Annotated in this window: 22 protein-coding genes; 20 read left to right on the top strand and 2 right to left on the bottom strand. The window is 40.8% G+C overall.

The window, feature by feature from the left end; genetic code table 11:
* Positions 1-228: 228 nt before the first annotated feature.
* Positions 229-1,491, top strand: coding sequence for a tetratricopeptide repeat protein (locus tag AAYR28_RS10835; protein WP_120208168.1), 1,263 nt, complete (start codon positions 229-231; stop codon positions 1,489-1,491).
* 26 nt (positions 1,492-1,517) lie between these two features.
* Here AAYR28_RS10835 and AAYR28_RS10830 read toward each other — a convergent pair whose 3' ends face one another.
* Positions 1,518-2,444: an alpha/beta hydrolase gene (locus AAYR28_RS10830; protein WP_034280338.1), complete on the bottom strand. Its 927-nt coding sequence runs from the start codon at positions 2,442-2,444 to the stop codon at positions 1,518-1,520.
* Between the two features lie 122 nt (positions 2,445-2,566).
* Between AAYR28_RS10830 and AAYR28_RS10825 the strand changes: the two genes are divergently transcribed.
* Positions 2,567-2,791 (top strand): YqkE family protein, encoded by a 225-nt coding sequence (locus AAYR28_RS10825; RefSeq protein ID WP_120208166.1) that lies wholly within the window; start codon positions 2,567-2,569, stop codon positions 2,789-2,791.
* 195 nt (positions 2,792-2,986) lie between these two features.
* Positions 2,987-3,391, top strand: a complete 405-nt coding sequence (locus AAYR28_RS10820; protein WP_259455931.1) for an antimicrobial peptide LCI — start codon at positions 2,987-2,989, stop codon at positions 3,389-3,391.
* A 135-nt stretch (positions 3,392-3,526) separates the two neighbouring features.
* Here AAYR28_RS10820 and AAYR28_RS10815 read toward each other — a convergent pair whose 3' ends face one another.
* Positions 3,527-4,450, bottom strand: coding sequence for an aldo/keto reductase (locus tag AAYR28_RS10815; RefSeq protein WP_024422879.1), 924 nt, complete (start codon positions 4,448-4,450; stop codon positions 3,527-3,529).
* A 168-nt stretch (positions 4,451-4,618) separates the two neighbouring features.
* On the opposite strand from AAYR28_RS10815, the gene AAYR28_RS10810 reads away from it, so the two are divergent.
* The 17 genes from AAYR28_RS10810 to AAYR28_RS10730 all read left to right on the top strand — a co-directional run bounded on the left by AAYR28_RS10810 (position 4,619) and on the right by AAYR28_RS10730 (position 17,232).
* Positions 4,619-5,176: an NUDIX hydrolase gene (locus tag AAYR28_RS10810; protein ID WP_065214662.1), complete on the top strand. Its 558-nt coding sequence runs from the start codon at positions 4,619-4,621 to the stop codon at positions 5,174-5,176.
* Complete coding sequence (locus AAYR28_RS10805) at positions 5,173-6,354, top strand: TIGR00375 family protein (protein WP_081124554.1); 1,182 nt, start codon at positions 5,173-5,175, stop codon at positions 6,352-6,354. Before AAYR28_RS10810 ends, AAYR28_RS10805 begins: the two co-directional genes overlap by 4 nt.
* Positions 6,341-6,793, top strand: a complete 453-nt coding sequence (locus AAYR28_RS10800; protein ID WP_034280347.1) for a GNAT family N-acetyltransferase — start codon at positions 6,341-6,343, stop codon at positions 6,791-6,793. Before AAYR28_RS10805 ends, AAYR28_RS10800 begins: the two co-directional genes overlap by 14 nt.
* Before the next feature lie 60 nt (positions 6,794-6,853).
* Positions 6,854-7,075, top strand: a complete 222-nt coding sequence (locus AAYR28_RS10795) for a hypothetical protein (RefSeq protein WP_034280349.1) — start codon at positions 6,854-6,856, stop codon at positions 7,073-7,075.
* Between the two features lie 110 nt (positions 7,076-7,185).
* Entirely contained in the window at positions 7,186-8,316 is a 1,131-nt protein-coding gene (locus AAYR28_RS10790; protein WP_081124553.1) for a S8 family peptidase, read from the top strand.
* 116 nt (positions 8,317-8,432) lie between these two features.
* Positions 8,433-9,077 carry a stage II sporulation protein M gene (gene spoIIM / locus AAYR28_RS10785; RefSeq protein WP_024422873.1) on the top strand — a complete coding sequence of 215 codons (645 nt, stop codon included), beginning with the start codon at positions 8,433-8,435 and terminating at the stop codon, positions 9,075-9,077.
* Between the two features lie 110 nt (positions 9,078-9,187).
* Complete coding sequence (gene fur, locus AAYR28_RS10780; protein ID WP_003215577.1) at positions 9,188-9,640, top strand: ferric iron uptake transcriptional regulator; 453 nt, start codon at positions 9,188-9,190, stop codon at positions 9,638-9,640.
* Between the two features lie 117 nt (positions 9,641-9,757).
* Complete coding sequence (locus tag AAYR28_RS10775) at positions 9,758-9,985, top strand: YqzK family protein (RefSeq protein WP_024428058.1); 228 nt, start codon at positions 9,758-9,760, stop codon at positions 9,983-9,985.
* 6 nt (positions 9,986-9,991) lie between these two features.
* Positions 9,992-10,882: a site-specific tyrosine recombinase XerD gene (gene xerD / locus AAYR28_RS10770; protein ID WP_120208164.1), complete on the top strand. Its 891-nt coding sequence runs from the start codon at positions 9,992-9,994 to the stop codon at positions 10,880-10,882.
* A gap of 153 nt (positions 10,883-11,035) precedes the next feature.
* Positions 11,036-12,220 carry a phosphopentomutase gene (gene deoB / locus AAYR28_RS10765; protein ID WP_041117869.1) on the top strand — a complete coding sequence of 395 codons (1,185 nt, stop codon included), beginning with the start codon at positions 11,036-11,038 and terminating at the stop codon, positions 12,218-12,220.
* An 11-nt stretch (positions 12,221-12,231) separates the two neighbouring features.
* Complete coding sequence (locus tag AAYR28_RS10760) at positions 12,232-13,044, top strand: purine-nucleoside phosphorylase (protein ID WP_041117867.1); 813 nt, start codon at positions 12,232-12,234, stop codon at positions 13,042-13,044.
* A gap of 159 nt (positions 13,045-13,203) precedes the next feature.
* Positions 13,204-14,358 carry a D-alanyl-D-alanine carboxypeptidase family protein gene (locus AAYR28_RS10755; RefSeq protein ID WP_369810471.1) on the top strand — a complete coding sequence of 385 codons (1,155 nt, stop codon included), beginning with the start codon at positions 13,204-13,206 and terminating at the stop codon, positions 14,356-14,358.
* Positions 14,359-14,519: 161 nt separating this feature from the next.
* On the top strand, positions 14,520-14,873 hold the full coding sequence (gene spoIIAA / locus AAYR28_RS10750) for an anti-sigma F factor antagonist (RefSeq protein WP_024422866.1): 354 nt from the start codon (positions 14,520-14,522) through the stop codon (positions 14,871-14,873).
* The gene (gene spoIIAB, locus AAYR28_RS10745) at positions 14,870-15,310 is read left to right on the top strand and encodes an anti-sigma F factor (RefSeq protein ID WP_024422865.1); all 441 of its coding nucleotides are present in this window, start codon (positions 14,870-14,872) and stop codon (positions 15,308-15,310) included. The genes spoIIAA and spoIIAB overlap by 4 nt, the downstream gene beginning before the upstream one ends.
* 13 nt (positions 15,311-15,323) lie before the next feature.
* The gene (sigF, locus tag AAYR28_RS10740) at positions 15,324-16,091 is read left to right on the top strand and encodes an RNA polymerase sporulation sigma factor SigF (RefSeq protein ID WP_024422864.1); all 768 of its coding nucleotides are present in this window, start codon (positions 15,324-15,326) and stop codon (positions 16,089-16,091) included.
* Positions 16,092-16,205: 114 nt separating this feature from the next.
* Complete coding sequence (locus AAYR28_RS10735) at positions 16,206-16,826, top strand: stage V sporulation protein AA (RefSeq protein ID WP_034280357.1); 621 nt, start codon at positions 16,206-16,208, stop codon at positions 16,824-16,826.
* Positions 16,816-17,232 (top strand): stage V sporulation protein AB, encoded by a 417-nt coding sequence (locus AAYR28_RS10730; protein ID WP_034280358.1) that lies wholly within the window; start codon positions 16,816-16,818, stop codon positions 17,230-17,232. The genes AAYR28_RS10735 and AAYR28_RS10730 overlap by 11 nt, the downstream gene beginning before the upstream one ends.
* Positions 17,233-17,246: the final 14 nt, after the last annotated feature.

Here is a 17,246-nt window from a genome sequence, read left to right as displayed (position 1 = left end):
TGAGCTTTTGGGAACGGAAAAACCTGTTTTTCAACAAACAATTCGACAAAATGAGCAAGCTGGAAATAAAAAAATAATGGCTGTAAATGCCGAAAAATAGGCATTTGCAGCGTTTATTGCGGGATACCGAAAACTTTGCGAAAAATGACTTTTCATATTTCTTCCATTCGAGGAAATGTGATAGAATACAACATGTATCGTATATGAGAAGGGAGGTGCTAAAGTGAATTGAAGCTCAAGCTGTCATCGCCTCAGGTTGGAATCAAAATAAACGAATGGTATAGGCAGATTTGCGGATTTCATGTGATGAAAGCAGAGAAGCTGAAGGCGGAGATCGAGCAGGAAATCCTGGAGATGGAGCAGGATCAAAACTTATTATTGTTTTACCAGCTGATGGATTTTCGCCACAAGGTGATGCTTGAATATTTTGAACCGGCAAAGAAAGCCTCGAATGATGAAGAGATTAAGAATTTGCTAGAAACGATTGAACATTCACAAACGAAATTAACGGATATGCTTGAATACTATGTTCATTTTTTCACAGGAATGTTTGAATTTGAACAGAGAAACTATTTAAGTGCCATTGCTTATTACCGCTCAGCAGAAAAAAAGCTCAATCTCATATCAGATGATATAGAAAGAGCAGAATTTTACTTTAAATTAGCAGAAATTTACTACCACATGAAACAAACCCACTTTTCGATGCACTATGCCTTGCAAGCGTTAGATACGTATTCTGCCTACAGAACGTACACGCTGAGAATCATCCACTGTGAATTTGTCATTGGTGCAAACTATGATGATTTGAAATGCTATGAACATGCATTGCCCTACTTTAAAAATGCTCTAAAGCGAGCACGCTCAATTGGAAACCCTCGAGTCATAGGTTCGGCCCTTTTCAACTTAGGTAACTGTTATTATCAAATGAACGATCTTGCGGAAGCAAGGCGTTATCTGAAAGACTCTATTGAAGTGTTTGAAAAGGAGAATTTAACCCATCTTAATCGCTCTCTAGACCCACTATTTATGCTGACACAAATCCTGTTTAAACAAAAACAAATAGAAGAGTCATTAACCCTCTATCAACAAGGTATTATAAAGGCCTGTGAATTAGAAGATGAAATTTACATCTGCAAATTTCAATTCTTAAAAGCATTGTACGTTGATGCAGACATAACAATCATAGACGATACATTAGACCTGCTCGAGGACAAGCGCTTATACCCAGATATTGAGGAATTGGCACTTGATGCGGCTCATTATTACAATGAGCTTGGACTGTTTGAAGTATCTACCCAGTTTTACGAAAGGAAAATTCAAGCCATATCAAAAATTCAAAATGGGGGTCATTTATATGAAAACGAGTTTGATAGTTCTTTTATTGGCAGCAACTGCAGGATTATCGGTCATGAGTCAGCAGCAATCGGAAGAGAGCCATATGGAGCTTGCGGGCAGACACCATACAACAGTGGTGACTATCGCATAAGTTAGCTCAAAAAGAGGGGACGAACTGCTGTTCATTCTCCTCTTTTATTTTCATTCAATTCAAATCTTTGAAGAAATGCTTGAATTTCTTGCTCATAAGCTTCCTTATTTTCGCTAAAAGACATTGCATGCGCACCGTGTGGCGCAATAAATAACTGTTTGTCACCCTTTTTTCGTGTATATAACTGCTGACTTTGCTCACAGGGGATATAGTCGTCATGGCGGCTATGAATAAAAAGTACAGGTTCTTTCACCTGATCGATCACATCAAGAGGGGAAACTTGCCGGATGCGGTATCCGTCCCGCCATTTTAACACTTGATCACTTAGTGGAAGAATCCATTTTCCTGAAAGGCGAAAATCTGTTTTTAATCGATACAGAAGCTGGTCCTCAAAAGAAGCAAAAGGGCAGTCTGCTATGTAGAAATTGGCGTTTGCTTCCGGCTTTGCGGCATATAACAAGGTCGTGACTGCGCCCATTGATTCTCCGTGTATCCCAATGATGGCACTTTCTCCGAGTTTTTGTCTGAGCCACTTTACGATCTTTGCTAGATCTTCTTTTTCATAATATCCATAACTTGTGGTTTTCCCGCCGCTCATTCCATGTCTTCTATGATCATAAAGCATCACATTCCATCCGAGCTTTTGGAATAATTTCATATACTTAACGGAGTTAATCAAACTGACTGTAACACCGTGGCAAAGGACGATTGTGCGTGTTGTATGGGGATACGGCACAAAATAGCCATGGAGATCATAACCAAATGCTGAAGGAATACACACTTTCTCTTTTTTGAGCTGTTGAAATTCCTCGTGGTGATAATGGCCTCCATCTGATTCTCGTTTGATGAGCTCTTCATCCGTTAATTTTCGAATATACATCATTTTATTGGTGAAAAAAATACCGATTGCAGCGAGTGGACATAATATGAAGGCAAATATAGCGATCCATTTCTTCATCTAGCCGATTCTTCCTTTCCAGGTTTTTTCTATGACGATCATACCACATCTTGGGAGATTGGCGTGCCTCTTGCTCAGAAAATAAAACGGATGATACACTAAATCAAAAGGAGAGAGGCACAATGAAAAAGGCCAAACAAGATCAAGCGAAATTAAAGGACGGCATAAACGATGATGTCAAACAGCAGCTTCTTCAAATGAAGCAGAACCTTGCCGTCGAGACAGAAAAAAGAGAAGAACAAAAACGACAAGACCTCCTTCGGCAGCAGAAAGAAAAAGAAAAAAACAAAAGCTTTTCAGAGCTGCTAGATGAAAGCCATTTAGACTGGAGAAAGTATAAAAGCTAAAAAAGGGAGCAATGATGCTCCTTTTTTTCATGTCATCATCATTGAGATAGATCCACAGAGAATAAACATAGGTCCATAAAGAGAAAAGCATTTCTGCCCCCTTCATATCACTTCATTCCAGAATCGTGACAGTATGATATTTACAGTCAAACGAAACGAAATCCCATAACTTGTGTTTAAGATAGAAGTAAAAAGGTGAGTAATGAATTATTTAAATTCCTTTTTATTGAAAATATGGTTATTAATACCCTTTTGATAGAGGATCATTCTCCTTATAATGAAGGTGTATTACAAAATTTGGGAATGGAGATGATTCACATGAAATTGAGAAAAACAATGGCTGGAGTCGCTTTATCTTTAGGATTGCTTTTACCTGTTTCTGGACAAGCTCTTGCTACAAATGATTTAACGAATGCGGATTTAAGTACAAAGGCTACTTCAATTGTTGATTGTTCTGTAACCCCTTTTAAAGGCGCAAGTAATCGACTATGTATGTATTCAGATAATGGTTCTTTTGCAAATAGTTTCAGTCGCTTTGGTACTACATTTTATCTTAAAGGCAAATCTGGAAATTATGCATATTATGAAAGTGCAAGATAAGGACAACGGGGCTTTTAGCCCCTCCTCATTTTTAATAGAGAAACACTAGCATCATACATACGCTAAAATAAAAAGATTGTAGAAAAACATGAGTTCTTCTACAATCTGAGAGATCACATCATGTGATCTTTTTTGTTATTTGAACCGGTGCGTTTCATACACAGATGGTTTTGTATAGTAAGTTAATGCTTTGACTTCTTGGTCACTTAATGAACGTGCATTTGCTGCTGCTATATTTTCTTTTAACTGATCCACTGAGCTTGCCCCAAATACAACGGAACTGACCGCAGAATGTTTCAGTATATACTGAATGGACAGTTCAGTGAGTGATAGGTCATAAGCGACTTTCTTTAAAGAAGGAATGATCTGCTGAAGCTCTTCAAATGAATATTGAAGATAGCCGTTTTTTTGAATCGCTGCACTTGCTTGAGAAAGTGGCTTTTCAGTTAATAATCCTTTCGCTAAAGGACCTCTTGCGACGACACTAATGCTTTGTTCTTCAAGTAGAGAGAACCATTCTTCTGGGCGGCGGTCGAGTAAACTATATTGCATCATCACGCTTACGATATTGGACTTTTTGGCATATTCTTTAATGACATTTGGACGGATAGATGAAATGCCATAATAGCGAATTACGCCTTCCTCTACCAATTCTTCAAAAGCCTCAATCGTTTCATCAATGGGGTCATCAATCGTGCCTCCGTGCAATTGATATAAATCAATATAATCTGTTTGAAGCCGCTTGAGGCTTTGTTTTACTGCTTCCTTTATGTACGCTTTTGAAGGGTCCCAGTCCCAGCCTGGTTTGCCTTTTTCAAAGCGGTTGCCGCCTTTTGTCGCCAAAATCAAATCCTGCCGTCTGTTTTTAATGGCTTCCCCGACAATTTCCTCATTTGTCCCAAAATCATATAAATCGGCTGTATCCAGATAGTTAATTCCGAGATCAATGGCCTCATCTAATAAAGAGAGCGCTTTTTCTTTTTCAGTCCCAAGAGACATGCATCCTAGTGCCGCCTCGCTCACTAAGAGATCTGAGGTGCCAATTCGTCTTTTTTTCAATTCCATCACACTCCTATCCCTTCACATTAAGTGAAAAAAATCAGGAATTCAAGCTAGGTGATTTCAAATGGCGCATTGAAGCAAGCGTTTCGCTTTTCGCTTCTCTTAAATCATCTATGTTAAAATAAATGAAGTAAAAAGTGAAAGTAGAACGAGGAGCTGACAAAATTGAAGGACTTTGAAGAAAAAACATTATCGTCGAAAGAATTATACAACGGAAAAATCATTGATTTGGTTCTTGAAGATGTAGAATTGCCTAACGGAAAACAAGGCAAACGCGAAATCATTAAACATCCTGGTGCAGTAGCCGTCATTGCACGTACAGCCGAAAATAAAATCATCTTGGTCAAACAATACCGTAAAGCACTAGAGAGAGCCATCGTTGAAATTCCAGCCGGAAAACTAGAAAAAGGGGAAGAGCCGGCACATACAGCATTAAGAGAATTAGAAGAAGAAACAGGATATACAACCCAGCAGCTTCAAAAGCTGACGGCCTTTTATACATCACCTGGTTTTGCAGATGAAATTGTTCACATCTATCTAGCAGATCAGCTAGTTCCGCTTGAAGAAAAAAGAGAGCTGGATGAAGATGAATTTGTCGAAGTAATGGAAGTTTCATTAGAAGAAGCTCTGCACCTCATTGAAAAGCAGCATATTTATGATGCAAAAACAGCCTATGCCATTCAGTACTTACAACTGCAAGAGGTACTTGAGTCAACAAAATGAAGGAATTTTTTGCAGACATCCATATCCATATTGGCAGAACAAGAACAGGCAGAGCTGTCAAAATTACAGGTGCAAGGTCACTGACAATTGATCAAATTCTTATTGAAGCAGCAGAAAGTAAAGGGATGGGGATGATTGGTGTGATTGATGCACAATCTCCAGAAGTCCTAGAAGAATTAATAGAAGGTGTAGAGGAAGGCAGGTACACGGAACTAAATGACGGCGGTTTATCATTTGGACAGACAGTGCTGCTTTTAGGCAGTGAATTAGAAATCAATGATGACCATTCAAAGGGTCCGATTCATGTGCTGGCATTTATGCCCACACTACACAAAATGTCTGAGTTTTCCGCATGGCTTTCGCTTCATATGAAAAATGTGCATTTGAGTTCACAGCGCCTCTATGTTGATGGGAAAACACTTCAGCGCAAGGTTAAGGAGCTGGGAGGATTGTTTATTCCTGCTCATATATTCACGCCTCATAAAAGTCTATACGGCAAAGGGGTCAACACTTCTTTAACTGAAGTATTTGATCCTGACCTTATTGATGCTGTTGAGCTTGGTCTTAGCTGTGATACGTCAATGGCGTCCCAGCTGAGTGAGCTGAACCGGTATCCTTTTTTAACGAATTCAGATGCTCATTCTTTAGGAAAAATCGCGCGGGAATATACAAAAATCAAAATGGATCATGCCTCTTTTGCCGAATTCAAGCTAGCTCTTGAAGAAAAAGATGGCAGAGCCGTCACAGGAAATTATGGACTTGCTCCGCGGCTTGGGAAGTATTATCATACGACCTGCGAGAAATGCGGGGTTAGACCTCACGCACCAGATCAAGAAGAGTGCCATGTATGCGGACATACACGGATGACAAAAGGAGTAAGTGAACGTTTAAAAGAGCTTGCTGACCAAGAAAGTGAAAAAGGAACGAGACCTCCTTATGTTCATCAGCTCCCGCTTCAGTTTATTCCGGGTGTTGGACCTAAAACGCTGGAGAAGCTTAAAGCCGTGTTTCACACAGAGATGAATATTCTACATCAAGCAACAGAACAAGAACTAAAAGCCGTTCTGCCAGAAAAGACAGCGGGCTACATCATCAAAGCAAGGAAGGGCGAAGTCGGACTGATCGCTGGTGGAGGCGGAGTGTACGGTAAGGTGGATATCAATCATGAGTCACATTAAATGGACATGTCAAACGTTTGAACAATTGTCAAAAGAGGATCTTTACTTGATTCTTATGGAAAGAGTCAACGTGTTTGTTGTAGAACAAACATGCCCTTACCCTGAAATTGATCACCGGGACCAAGATGCGCTTCATCTCATCGCAAAAGAGAACGGCACGATTGTGGCTTATTGCCGAATTTTCCAAAACGGGATCATGTACAAGGAGGCGTCCATCGGCCGCGTGCTTGTGACGCAGGCCGGGCGGAAAAAAGGCTATGGAAAGCTGCTGCTCATCAAGGCTTTGGAAAAGCTTAGTGAACTAGGTGAAACAAGTGTCAAAATACAGGCGCAAGCCTACCTGAAGTCATTTTACGAATCATTTGGTTTCAAGGCTGTCTCAGATGTTTATGATGAAGATGGGATTCCGCATCTTGATATGGTGAAAACAGAAAGATAGACGTCTATCTTTTTTATGTAACATCGTGTATCATAACGTCAACGAAAGGGGTTTTGCCAAATGGGAAAAAGCAAAGCAAAGAAAAAACGAGAGCATATCCAAAGGCAGCAGAGCCGTAATCCAGAACTGTCGAGAGGAAACATGCCGCATTTTAGCACACACGAAAGGAAGACAAAAACAAAACAGGAAGCCTTGCAGCATATGATGAAGAAACATAAAGGACGAAATGCTTATGATCACTATCAAGAGGATCATAAGCATTTTTATTTTGCTTTTTTGTGACAACTAGATCAAATAAATGGAAAAATTTAAAAAATAGGACAAACGGTCGTTTCTTTTTGTCTAAATATGTAGTTAAATGACAAAAAGAAACGAAAGGGAGAGTGAGTATCGTGAACGTCAAGTCATTTGGAGCAGGGCTTTGTATGGCAAGTGTGCTTGTGACATCCGTCATGTTTGGCGCGTCAGATATTTCTGCAAAGGAGCAAACAAAAAAAGAGTACATGATCGGCTTTTCTTCTTCCGTTCAAGACAAAACACAAAAACAGCTTGTAGAAGAAGCTGGCGGGCATGTGAAAGAATCAATAGAGCAAATAGATATGATGAAAGTGTCGCTGAATGAGACTTCGAAAAAGAAACTGAATGAAGCAAAAGAAGTGACCTTTATCGAGGAAGACCAAAAAGCAAAAACAAGCGCTCAAACGATTCCATACGGCATCAAAAGCATCAAAGCACAAAAGGTACATAAACATGGATACGCTGGACAGAATGTCAAAGTAGCCGTTCTTGACAGCGGCATCGACGGCAAACATGAGGATTTACATGTCACCGGCGGCGTGAGCTTTGTACCGGCAGAGTCTGATCCGTTTGTTGATCCGCATAAACATGGAACGCATGTGGCAGGCACAATTGCAGCATTAGATAATAAGGTAGGTGTCGTGGGTGTTGCACCAAAAGCTTCTATCTATGCTGTCAAGGTGGCAGATGAAAATGGTGACGGCTACTATAGCTGGATCATAAAAGGGATTGAATGGGCCATTGAGAATGACATGGATGTCATCAATATTAGTATGGGGGGAGCAAGTGAATCTGAGGCGCTGAAAGAAGCGGTAGATCGAGCGTATGATAAAGGGATTCTCATTGTGGCTTCTGCAGGGAATGAAGGAAGCTATGGCTCTCTCAATACGATTGACTATCCGGCTAAATACAGTTCCGTGATGGCGGTTGCCTCTGTTGACCAAAAAAAGCAAAGAGCTTTTGATTCATCTGTTGGCGAAGAACTGGAAGTCTCAGCACCAGGCGTTTCAACGCTGAGCACCATCCCTCATAACGAATATGGCTACATGAGCGGAACGTCAATGGCATCACCGCATGTAGCGGGCGCAGCGGCTGTCATTCTATCAAAACATCCGAATCTGACAAACGATGAAGTACGCGAGAGACTGTCAAAAACGGCGACAAAGCTTGGAGAACCTTTTTATTACGGTGCCGGGCTTGTGAACGTACAAAAAGCCGCACGATAAATGAAAAAGAGAAAGCAGTGAGCAGGCTGCTTTCTCTTTTTTCTTTCGATAAAACTGTCATGTTTCGTAATCTCTCTCATAGAATCTAGTAACCTTACTATTTGGGAGGAAGACACATGCGGAAAAAGTCTTGGAAGGAGCATCTTCTTCAGCACGTAAAAGATCATCTCTCGATTTATTTATTTGTCTCTGTACTCTTTTTAATGGGTGTGATTTTCGGGGCCATCATTGTCAATAGCATGACATTCAGCCAGAAAGAGGATTTATTCTATTATTTAAATCAATTTTTTGGTCAGCTGACAAATGAGAAAGCAGCAGAATCAAAAGAAATGTTTTTACAAAGCTTTCTGCATCATATGAAATATTTAGGCCTTATGTGGATTCTGGGAATCTCCATCGTTGGTCTGCCGCTTATCTTTCTTATGATCTTTTTAAAAGGAATTGTTGTTGGGTTTACTGTTGGTTTTCTCGTGAATCAAATGGGGCTGAGTGGATTTTTTCTCTCGTTTGTATCGGTGCTTCCGCAAAACATTTTGCTCATTCCAGCCTATTTAGTGATTGGCACTTGTGCAATTGCGTTTTCCATCCGTCTCATTGGACAGCTCTTCATGAAAAAAACCATCAGTCAAGCACCCGTCCAGTGGTTTGGCCGGTATGCATCTGTTCTGCTGATGATTTTAGCGCTTGCTGCACTATCGTCTTTTTTTGAATCGTACATATCATTCATGCTGATGAAAAAGCTGGCAGGTGTTCTTTTATAATTGTTATTAATTAATAATCAATTTATTTATCAATTTAAAATGATTATAGTTGGCTCTCAGCACATCATTTGATATAATGATCAAGTAATGTGGCGTAGGAGGGAAAGTCAATGGAAAATAGGATTGATCGAATTAAGAAGCAGCTTCATTCTTCCAGCTACAAGCTCACGCCACAGCGTGAAGCCACAGTAAGAGTACTGCTTGAGAATGAAGAAGACCATTTAAGTGCAGAAGATGTATACCTCCTCGTAAAAGAGAAGTCTCCTGAAATTGGTCTTGCTACTGTTTATCGGACGTTAGAATTGCTCACTGAACTGAAAGTTGTTGATAAAATTAACTTTGGAGACGGCGTTTCGCGATATGATCTTCGCAAAGAAGGAGCTGCTCACTTCCATCATCATCTTGTCTGCATGGAATGCGGAACAGTCGATGAGATAGAAGATGATTTATTAGAAGATGTCGAAGAGATTATTGAACGTGACTGGAAATTTAAAATTAAGGATCATAGATTGACATTCCATGGTATTTGCCACCGGTGTCATGATGATGAATCCGGCAAATAATCCGAATTGGAACCTTTTCATTTAAGATGAAGAGGTTTTTTGCATTTTCGCTGTATATTCCTTGTCCCACCTGGCATATGCTGAAGTAATGAGAAGGTGAGAAAGGACTTGAAGTTTATGCGAAAATGGCTCAAAACAACAGGTGAAGTGATCAAAGTATTTATCTTGTTCACTGGTTTTACCGTCCTGTTCTATTATGCTATGATATGGATAAATTCAGAATATGAAAGCTACCATCGTTATGATAAACCAGAGGGTGCAGCAATTAAAGTGATGGAAATGGATCAGCCGAACCAAGACAATTGGCAAGACCGATTGATTTATTTTTATCAAAACGGGGAGTAGAAATCATTGAACGATCAATTATCCGACTTTATTCATTTTATGACCGTAGAGAGAGGACTCTCTGAAAATACCATTGTTTCTTATAAAAGAGATTTACAGAACTACTTGTCTTTTTTAATGACACATGAACAGCTGACGGATATTAGCGATGTCACGCGTCTGCATATCATTCATTATTTAAAGCAGCTAAAAGAGGAAGGGAAATCGAGTAAAACGTCTGTACGGCATCTATCATCGATCCGTTCCTTTCATCAATTTCTGCTTCGGGAAAAAGTGACAGCGGATGACCCGTCATGGAACATTGAAACGCAAAAAACAGAGCGGACTTTACCGAAAGTTTTATCATTAGGGGAGGTCGAAAAGCTGCTTGATACACCAAATCAGCACACTCCCTTTGACTACCGAGACAAAGCAATGCTTGAGCTCTTATATGCAACGGGGATTCGCGTCAGTGAAATGCTGGATCTGACCCTTGCCGATGTTCACCTCACAATGGGCTTTGTCCGCTGTTTTGGAAAAGGAAGAAAAGAGCGTATTGTGCCAATCGGTGAAGCTGCTGCAAGCGCAATTGAAGAATATATCGAAAAGGGAAGAAGCAAGCTGTTAAAAAAACAGCCGTCCGATGCCCTATTTCTCAATCATCATGGGAAAAAAATGTCGCGTCAAGGCTTCTGGAAGAACTTGAAAAAACGAGCCATCGAAGCAGGGATTCAAAAGGAACTGACGCCTCATACGCTCAGACATTCATTTGCTACACACCTGCTTGAAAACGGTGCGGACTTAAGAGCTGTACAGGAAATGCTCGGACATGCCGATATCTCAACAACACAAATTTATACACATGTGACGAAAACAAGACTGAAAGATGTGTATCACAAATTCCATCCAAGGGCATAAGTAAAGCATGACACAGTGAACGGGTGTCATGCTTTTTCATGTTTACACCGTTTATGGTTGTCAACTGGCTTGTAAACGGTTTATACTTGAGATGTCTGACCTCTCGCTGTTTGTAAGGTCAAAAGACAAGAATATTGAAGGAGGCGCTTTTTAATGCCTGATTATCAGTATAAACGCATTTTCCTCGTCGTAATGGATTCAGTAGGAATTGGGGAAGCACCAGATGCTGCTGATTTTAATGATGTAGGTGCAGATACACTTGGACATATTGCTGAAAAAATGAACGGGCTTCATATGCCGAATATGGCGAAGCTTGGGCTGAGTCATATTAAAGAAATCAAAGGAATTCCAGCGGATGAAAAACCGCTTGCGTATTATGGAAAAATGCAAGAAGCATCAAACGGTAAAGACACAATGACAGGACACTGGGAAATCATGGGTCTTTACATAGACACACCGTTCAAAGTCTTTCCAGAAGGATTCCCAGATGAACTATTAAATGAACTAAAAGAAAAAACAGGCCGAGGTATTATTGGAAATAAACCTGCGTCTGGTACGGAAATTTTAGATGAGCTTGGCGAAGAGCACATGAAAACAGGTGATTTAATCGTTTATACATCTGCGGATTCTGTGCTGCAAATTGCTGCGCACGAAGAAGTTGTGCCATTAGATGAGCTTTACCGTATTTGTGAAATTGCCCGTGAACTTACATTAGATGAAAAATATATGGTTGGACGGATTATCGCTCGTCCGTTTGTCGGAGAGCCTGGCGCATTTGTTAGAACGCCAAACCGTCATGACTATGCGTTAAAACCATTTGACCGTACAGTCATGAATGAACTGAAAGATGATGGACTCGATGTCATTGCGATCGGAAAAATCTCTGATATTTATGACGGCGAGGGTATCACATCATCTCTTAGAACAAAATCAAACATGGATGGAATGGACAAGCTGGTCGATACACTTAAAACAGACTTTACAGGACTCAGCTTTTTAAACCTTGTTGATTTTGACGCTCTTTACGGACATAGAAGAGATCCAGAGGGTTATGGAAAAGCACTAGAGGAATTTGATGCACGTCTTCCTGAAGTGTTTGACCTGTTGAAAGAGGATGACCTTCTTGTGATCACAGCAGATCATGGTAATGACCCAGTTCATCACGGAACAGATCATACAAGAGAATATGTTCCGCTCATTGCTTACAGCAAAAAGCATCAGGAAGCAAATGAACTGCCAACAGCAAAAACGTTTGCTGATCTTGGGGCAACCGTTGCAGATAATTTCAAGACAACGATGCCAAAATACGGAACAAGCTTTTTATCTAAACTCAAATAGGGGGAAATTTCGTGGGAGCACAGTTTTCAGAAGCGGCGGCATACATTAAACAAGCATCGACATATGTACCAACAGTTGGGCTCATTTTAGGATCAGGACTTGGTATTTTAGCAGATGAGATTGAAAATCCAATCAAAATAAAATATGAAGATATTCCTGGATTCCCTGTTTCAACAGTAGAGGGACATGCAGGACAGCTCGTGATCGGAACGCTGAAAGGCACTGTCGTTTGCGCTATGCAAGGACGTTTTCATTTCTATGAAGGATATGATATGAAGCAAGTGACGTTTCCTGTCCGTGTGATGAAAGAAATTGGCATTGACACATGCATTGTCACAAATGCAGCCGGCGGTGTGAATACGTCATTCCGCCCAGGAGATCTCATGCTGATCACAGATCATATCAATATGATGGGAACCAATCCATTAATTGGCCCAAATGACAGTCAAGGCGTTCGCTTCCCTGATATGTCTGCACCGTACGATAAAGAACTGCTGGCACTTGCAGAAGAAACAGCCCAGCGTTTAGGTATATCTGTACAGCAAGGGGTTTATGCAGGGATGACAGGGCCTTCATATGAAACACCTGCTGAAGTTCGTTTCTTAAGAACACTTGGAGCAGATGCGGTCGGAATGTCGACTGTTCCAGAAGTCATTGTTGCGCGTCATGCAGGAATCAAAGTACTTGGCATTTCATGCATTTCCAATGCGGCATCTGGTATTTTGGATCAGCCGCTGTCTCATGATGAAGTGATCGAAGTAACGGAAAAAGTGAAAGCAAGTTTTCTTGATTTAGTAAAAGACATTGTCAAACAACTTTCATAGCATGTGTCCAGAAGCCTTCTGCTACCCAAGCAGAAGGCTTTTTTTATTTGCAATCATACGATCTCTGAATAAAACAGCCTGTATGAGGAAAAAATAGAAAGGATTACGATAATGGAGGTCTGCCACTTGAAACGTCATATATGTGCATTGTTTATTTTAATGATCCTTATCTCAATGGTTTCACCATCAGCGATAGCAAAAGAAAAGATTGAAAAACCAGGAGAAAAACAAACATCAGAATTGGCACACGAAGCCAAATCAGCGATCTTAATAGAACGAGACACGGGAAAGGTGCTTTACAATAAAAACAGCGATGAAAAGCTTGCACCCGCAAGTATGACCAAAATCATGACGATGCTTCTCATCATGGAAGCCATTGATCAGGGTAAACTAAAAATGACAGACAAGGTCAGAACGAGCGACTATGCAGCGTCCATGGGAGGCTCACAAATCTTCCTTGAACCAGGAGAAGAAATGACCGTGAAAGAAATGCTGAAAGGCATTGCGATTGCGTCAGGAAATGATGCTTCAGTTGCCATGGCAGAGCATATTGCAGGATCTGAAGAACAGTTCGTTGAGCAGATGAACAAAAGGGCGAAAGAGCTTGGCCTCACCTCAACGGTCTTTCAAAACCCAACAGGACTTCCTGAAAAAGACCATTACAGCACAGCTCACGATATGGCAAAAATGGCAAAAGAGCTGTTGAAATATGAACAAATCACCAAATTCACAGGTGTCTACGAAGACTATTTACGGCAAAACACAGATAAAAAATTCTGGCTTGTCAACACAAACCGTCTGATTAAATTTTATCCAGGGGTCGATGGGGTGAAAACCGGTTTTACAGGTGAAGCGAAATACTGTTTAACTGCATCTGCTAAAAAAGGCAACATGCGCGTCATTGCGGTTGTCTTCGGCGCAAGCACTCCGAAAGACAGAAATGCTCAGGTAGTCAAAATGTTAGATTACGCATTTAGTCAATATACGACTCATCCGCTTTACAAAAGAGGGCAAGATGTGGCGGAGGTCAAAGTGAGCAAAGGGAAAAAGAAAAACATTCAGCTCGTTACTTCTGAACCGATATCCCTTTTAACGAAAAAAGGCGAAAATGTGGATCAGATCAAAAAAGAAATCAAATTGTCTCATGATGTCAAAGCTCCATTTTCAAAAGGAACGGAACTTGGTACGATCGTCTTGAAAAAAGACGGAAAAGTGCTGCATGAAAGCCCTGTAGAAGCAAAAGAAGGAATGGAAAAGGCAGGCGTTTGGACTTTCTTCAAACGAGCAATGGCTGATTTTGTGAAATGGAAATAAAAGGCGAAAGGCTGCTGTAATTGGCAGTCTTTTTGCTATGAGGAAAAGAAAAGAACATCTAAATGTGACGAATGGTCACTAGTTTTGTCATGGTGAAGGATTTACTTCATATAAAAGAGAAACATTCTTTATCCGAAATTAGAGCAAGGAGGAATAAAAAAATGAGCCTTGGTATTGATTTTCAAGTAAAAGAGAGCGTACTTTGCATTCGGTTAACAGGAGAGCTCGATCATCACTCCGCAGAAACATTGAGACAAAAGGTGACGAATTATTTGGAAACAGAGGACATTCGCCACATTGTGCTGAATCTGGCTGATTTATCGTTTATGGACAGCTCTGGACTCGGAGTGATTTTAGGAAGATATAAAGAAATTAAGCAGCTTGGCGGGGAAATGGTCGTCTGTGCCATCTCGCCAGCGGTGAACCGGTTATTTGATATGTCTGGTTTGTTTAAAATCATTCGGATGGAGCCTTCTGAGCAAACGGCTTTGCAAACATTGGGGGTGGCATCATGAGAAATGAAATGAACCTGACTTTTTCGGCATTAAGCCAAAATGAATCGTTTGCGAGGGTGACAGTCGCGGCATTTATCGCCCAGCTTGATCCGACTTTAGATGAATTAACAGAAATCAAGACCGTTGTATCTGAGGCAGTGACAAACTCCATCATCCATGGCTATGATGGGAATCCAGATGGCAAGGTGCATATTCATGTCACACTTGATGACCATGTCGTTTACCTCACCATCCGTGACGAAGGTATGGGTATTACAGATCTTGAGGAAGCAAGACAGCCGCTTTTTACAACAAAACCAGACTTAGAGCGCTCTGGAATGGGCTTTACCATCATGGAGAATTTTATGGATGATGTCATGGTGGACTCATCACCAGAAATGGGCACGACCATTCGTTTAACAAAGCATCTATCAAAAAGCAAAGCGCTTTGTAATTAAAGGAGCTGCTCATATGGATGTGGAGGTAAAAAAGCAAGCTAAAAAAGCCCAGCTGTCAAATGATGAAGTCAAAGAGCTCATCAAAAAAAGCCAAGACGGTGATCAGCAAGCAAGAGACCTCCTCGTAGAAAAAAACATGCGTCTTGTTTGGTCCGTTGTTCAGCGCTTTTTAAATAGGGGATATGAACCAGATGATCTGTTTCAGATTGGCTGTATTGGACTGCTGAAATCTGTTGATAAATTTGATTTGTCATATGATGTAAAGTTTTCAACGTACGCCGTTCCCATGATCATTGGTGAAATTCAACGATTCATTCGGGATGATGGAACGGTCAAAGTCAGCCGGTCACTAAAGGAACTCGGAAATAAAATTCGGCGGGCAAGGGATGAATTGTCTAAGTCTCATGGAAGAATGCCGACCGTTCAGGAAATTGCTGAATATCTTGATATCACACCAGAGGATGTCGTCCTCGCCCAAGAAGCGGTGCGCTCCCCATCATCCATTCATGAAACGGTGTATGAAAATGATGGGGATCCGATTACATTGCTTGATCAAATTGCTGATCATTCTGAGGAAAGATGGTTTGACAAAATCGCACTGAAAGAAGCGATCAAGGAATTAGAAGAACGGGAAAAACTCATTGTGTATTTAAGGTATTATAAAGATCAGACACAATCTGAGGTTGCAGAAAGACTTGGCATTTCACAAGTACAAGTCTCACGGCTTGAAAAGAAAATTTTAAAACAAATCCAAATGCAAATGGATCAAAAAGACAGCTAGCCAATTCGGCTGGCTTTTTTTGTGTGGTAATTACCGGTAAATCAAGTTCTATCAGTATGAGAACCATTTTTCACCACATACTATTTTTAACCCATCGTATAGGAAGTGACTTGGATGGACGGACAAATCTTTATTCGGCTGCGCCATCGAATCAAAACTGGTATTGATCAGCTCATTTATTTAGAGGATATCGCCCAAATCACTGGTGATGAGTTTGCTGTGCAAAAGCTTAGCAAAATGCCGGTGTATCATGTCAGCAAAAAGGATCGTCACATCGTCGTACTTGATATCATGCATGTCGTCAAAACGATCAAAAAAACGTGGCCGGATATCGACATTCAAACCGTCGGCGGCTCTGAAGCTATTGTTGAAATTGATACAGGCAAACGCCAGCTTTCTCCCGTTTTATTTGTGTTTGTATGGCTCTTATTATTTGTCGGAGCGGCCCTTGCCATTATGAATTTCCACGAGGATGTCAGTATGAGGCTCGTTCATATCCGTCTATATGAAATGATCACTGGAAAAACGGTTGAGCATCCGTATTTATTACAAATTCCATATAGCTTTGGACTCGGCTTTGGCATGATTTTGTTTTTCAATCATGTATTTAAAAAGCGTTTAAATGAAGAACCAAGTCCGCTCGAGGTGGAAATGTTTAAATATCAGCTTGATCTCGATCATTACGTCGCACTCAACGAAAATAAAGAAACATTGAAAGATATCCATGATCGGTAAATGGCTTTTTGTCGTACTCGTTGGACTTGGCGGCGGTTTAACGGTTGGAGCAGGATTTGTGGCATTTCTTACAGTGCTTGGCATCATTCCCCGCTTAATGCAATTAACCAAAACGCAGCGCTTCATACAAGGGTACGAGGCGGCTGTCATTAGCGGTGCAGTCGTTGGCGGCTGGGCCACCTTAAGTCAAATACATCTGCATTTAACCAAATGGCTGGCACTGCCGGTCGGTCTTTTATCAGGTATCTTTGTCGGCATGCTTGCAGCTGCACTCACTGAAGTATTAAATGTACTTCCTATATTAACGAAAAGAATTGGAATGGACGGGAAAATTGTTTTGCTGCTCATGGCCATCGTCTTAGGAAAGGTATTTGGTTCACTATTTCATTGGCTTATTTATATTTAAGAAATTGGAGGGAA

It is taken from the genome of Bacillus safensis, from assembly GCF_039619585.1.
GTDB classification, from domain to species: Bacteria; Bacillota; Bacilli; order Bacillales; family Bacillaceae; genus Bacillus; species Bacillus safensis.
This window is presented reverse-complemented; position numbering and strand designations above follow the sequence as displayed.

Bases quoted from the DNA above. Each gene is read 5' to 3' on its own strand.
- AAYR28_RS10830 (WP_034280338.1), bottom strand. From the start codon at position 2,444: ATGAAGAAATGGATCGCTATATTTGCCTTCATATTATGTCCACTCGCT.
- AAYR28_RS10825 (WP_120208166.1), top strand. From the start codon at position 2,567: ATGAAAAAGGCCAAACAAGATCAAGCGAAATTAAAGGACGGCATAAAC.
- AAYR28_RS10805 (WP_081124554.1), top strand. From the start codon at position 5,173: ATGAAGGAATTTTTTGCAGACATCCATATCCATATTGGCAGAACAAGA.
- AAYR28_RS10800 (WP_034280347.1), top strand. From the start codon at position 6,341: ATGAGTCACATTAAATGGACATGTCAAACGTTTGAACAATTGTCAAAA.
- AAYR28_RS10795 (WP_034280349.1), top strand. From the start codon at position 6,854: ATGGGAAAAAGCAAAGCAAAGAAAAAACGAGAGCATATCCAAAGGCAG.
- spoIIM (WP_024422873.1), top strand. From the start codon at position 8,433: ATGCGGAAAAAGTCTTGGAAGGAGCATCTTCTTCAGCACGTAAAAGAT.
- fur (WP_003215577.1), top strand. From the start codon at position 9,188: ATGGAAAATAGGATTGATCGAATTAAGAAGCAGCTTCATTCTTCCAGC.
- AAYR28_RS10775 (WP_024428058.1), top strand. From the start codon at position 9,758: ATGCGAAAATGGCTCAAAACAACAGGTGAAGTGATCAAAGTATTTATC.
- deoB (WP_041117869.1), top strand. From the start codon at position 11,036: ATGCCTGATTATCAGTATAAACGCATTTTCCTCGTCGTAATGGATTCA.
- AAYR28_RS10755 (WP_369810471.1), top strand. From the start codon at position 13,204: ATGATCCTTATCTCAATGGTTTCACCATCAGCGATAGCAAAAGAAAAG.
- spoIIAA (WP_024422866.1), top strand. From the start codon at position 14,520: ATGAGCCTTGGTATTGATTTTCAAGTAAAAGAGAGCGTACTTTGCATT.
- spoIIAB (WP_024422865.1), top strand. From the start codon at position 14,870: ATGAGAAATGAAATGAACCTGACTTTTTCGGCATTAAGCCAAAATGAA.
- sigF (WP_024422864.1), top strand. From the start codon at position 15,324: ATGGATGTGGAGGTAAAAAAGCAAGCTAAAAAAGCCCAGCTGTCAAAT.
- AAYR28_RS10735 (WP_034280357.1), top strand. From the start codon at position 16,206: ATGGACGGACAAATCTTTATTCGGCTGCGCCATCGAATCAAAACTGGT.
- AAYR28_RS10730 (WP_034280358.1), top strand. From the start codon at position 16,816: ATGATCGGTAAATGGCTTTTTGTCGTACTCGTTGGACTTGGCGGCGGT.